2 protein-coding genes are annotated in these 2265 nt (G+C 66.4%); one reads left to right on the top strand and one right to left on the bottom strand.

Annotated elements, in window-relative coordinates:
- Positions 1–432: 432 nt before the first annotated feature.
- Positions 433–768 (top strand): hypothetical protein, encoded by a 336-nt coding sequence (locus KZA10_RS12825; RefSeq protein ID WP_218683065.1) that lies wholly within the window; start codon positions 433–435, stop codon positions 766–768.
- Positions 769–863: 95 nt separating this feature from the next.
- Here KZA10_RS12825 and KZA10_RS12820 read toward each other — a convergent pair whose 3' ends face one another.
- The gene (locus KZA10_RS12820; RefSeq protein WP_067117675.1) at positions 864–1751 is read right to left on the bottom strand and encodes a hypothetical protein; all 888 of its coding nucleotides are present in this window, start codon (positions 1749–1751) and stop codon (positions 864–866) included.
- Between the last annotated feature and the right edge of the window lie 514 nt (positions 1752–2265).

Below are 2265 nucleotides of genomic sequence, written 5' to 3'. Positions count from 1 at the left end.
CGGACGACCTGCTCCGAGGTGTGACGCTTCCTGCTGTTCGTCATGATCTGACCAGTCTCACTGCCCGGACCCCCGGGCAACAGGACGACTCACACAACCACCGGACCTACCAAACGGGGTCAGCCCAGTGTGACGCTTCCTGCTGTTCGTCATGATCTGACCAGTCTCACTGCCCGGACCCCCGGGCAACAGGACGACTCACACAACCACCGGACCTACCAAACGGGGTCAGCCCACACCGACCATGCGTTACACGGTGCCTGTTTGTGATGCGAGGCACTGTTCTAAACGTGCGTCGGGGCGATCACTGCTCGGTAAGGACATACTGACATAATTACTATTATCGGCTATTTCCCGAGCGTCGAGATTAGAACATACGAACTACCATAGCAAGGTACTCCGTGGACCGCTGTGGGAGGTGATCGTGCGCCGATGGGCACGAACAAGCGCTACCCGCACATGTCAATGCAACGGCTCGAAGAGAGCCAGCTGCGCGCGGCGCGCAAGCGCGGTCCGCTGCACTCCCTGACGCATGAACAACTGCGGCTCGACCGAAGTCCCGTGACCATCGTCCCGGAGCGGGAGAAGCTCTGGGGACTCGCCTGGCTGCGCTTCGGGGACACGGACGTGCAGTGCACCGTCCTGGTGCGGCGATGGACGGCGGATGCCGTCGGGGTCGAACTCTCACTCGACGATGAGGTTCTACGGTGCTGGATCTGGCAAGGGGCGTGCCAGCGCATCAGCGTGCGGACAGAGGCCTGGACGTAGCCCGTTGTGATCGACTCATGGCGCGGTGGCGAGCGTCCCGGCACAGAATGGAGGGCGTGATCACCATGGTGATCACGCCCTCCATCGACCGTCGGTCAGCGAGTGAGTTCGGTGCCGGCTTTCACCTGGCGGGAGCGGTTCACGCGCGCCTTGGGCGCGCCCTTCTTCCGCCCCTCGTTCAGAGCCTGGTTCGCGGAGCGCGGGTAACCGCTGGCCGACTCAGCCCGGGCCTTGCCTGCCTGCGTCTTCGCCTCCTTCACCGCGGCGACGTCGGCGGTGAAGTCCTGGTGCTGTTCGGCCTCGAACAGGTCGGCCTGACGCTCCTCCTGGGCTCCATCAGCGCGGAGAGTGTCGGCGCGCTCTTCGTGCTCCTCGGCCGCGTCCAGGTGCTCTTGAGTCTCCTCAGCGGAGGCGCCGGTGGAGATCTCTTCCTCGGTAGCCTTCGTGCGCTCTTCCTCCGCGAGGGCGTCTTCACGGTGCGCTGCACGCCAGTCATCGATCGCGTTCGTGAGCGCGTTGTGCTGGTCGAGTGGGCTCGTGGGGTGCTTGGCCACGATCTCGTCCGTGTGGACGCCGTAGAGGTCGCGGATCCGCTCGCGCATGATGTCGCGGGCGTCGGCCGCGCGTGGGTCTCCGTCGAGCTGCTGGAGGAGGGAGAACTGCGTCGCCACACGGTTTCCGTCCGCTCCTGCCCACCATCCGTCGCGGCGCACCTGGTCGCGTGCAACGGTGATCGCCACATCGACCTGACGGTCCCCCGCGGCCTGCGCCCGCTCGAGGTGACGGGCCTGGTCGCGTTCCGCTCGTTCTGCCTCGACACGGGCGCGCTCTGCGAGACGTGCAGCGCCTTCGTCGAGCTCGCGGGACTGGCGCGCCTTCTCGGCGCTCTTCGCTGCGATGCGCTCGCCTACCTGGCCGAGCGACATGAGACCGGCACGAATGGCTTGGTCGCCGGCCTGGAAAATCTCTTCCTGTTCGTTCATGGTGTCCCCCTCTATCTACCGAGATCCGGGCCGCTGGTGCGACCTGGGTTCATTGGTCGTTGTTGCGTCGTGGGTCGTGCTCCGATCGTAGATCCAGGCACCCCCGTAACGCTCTGTCCGGTCGTCCGCTGCATGCGTTCCTGTACGGCCTTCAACGCGGCCTCCGCGCTCGAGCGGAGGGCCGCTGCGTTGTCTGCCGCGCCGCGCTCGTGCTGCACAGTTGCGATGCGCTTCGCAACGCGATTCATCTGTCGCATGACAGCGATCCACCCCTCCCTACTGTCGGTGCCGGCGCCGCGCGCCATCAACCGCATCTGGTAGCCGGCATCGAGCGCACGACGCATCGGCACGGCAGATCCGCGCTGCCCCTGAGCGACGCGGGCGAACTCGTCAGAGGCGGCCGCGAGCGGTCCCGGCGTGCCGCGCTCGAGCGCCATAGACGCGTGCGCGTAGACGCCCGATAGATCCGCGGCCGCCGCCTCCGCACTGAACACCGGGGCACTCCCCCCCGGCC

It is taken from the genome of Microbacterium sp. BF1 (assembly GCF_019279095.1).
Taxonomy (GTDB): Bacteria; Actinomycetota; Actinomycetes; order Actinomycetales; family Microbacteriaceae; genus Microbacterium; species Microbacterium maritypicum.
Note: the sequence above shows the minus strand (reverse complement) of the source record. Positions and strands in the feature narration are given on the sequence as shown.

Bases quoted from the DNA above. Each gene is read 5' to 3' on its own strand.
- KZA10_RS12825 (WP_218683065.1), top strand. From the start codon at position 433: ATGGGCACGAACAAGCGCTACCCGCACATGTCAATGCAACGGCTCGAA.
- KZA10_RS12820 (WP_067117675.1), bottom strand. From the start codon at position 1,751: ATGAACGAACAGGAAGAGATTTTCCAGGCCGGCGACCAAGCCATTCGT.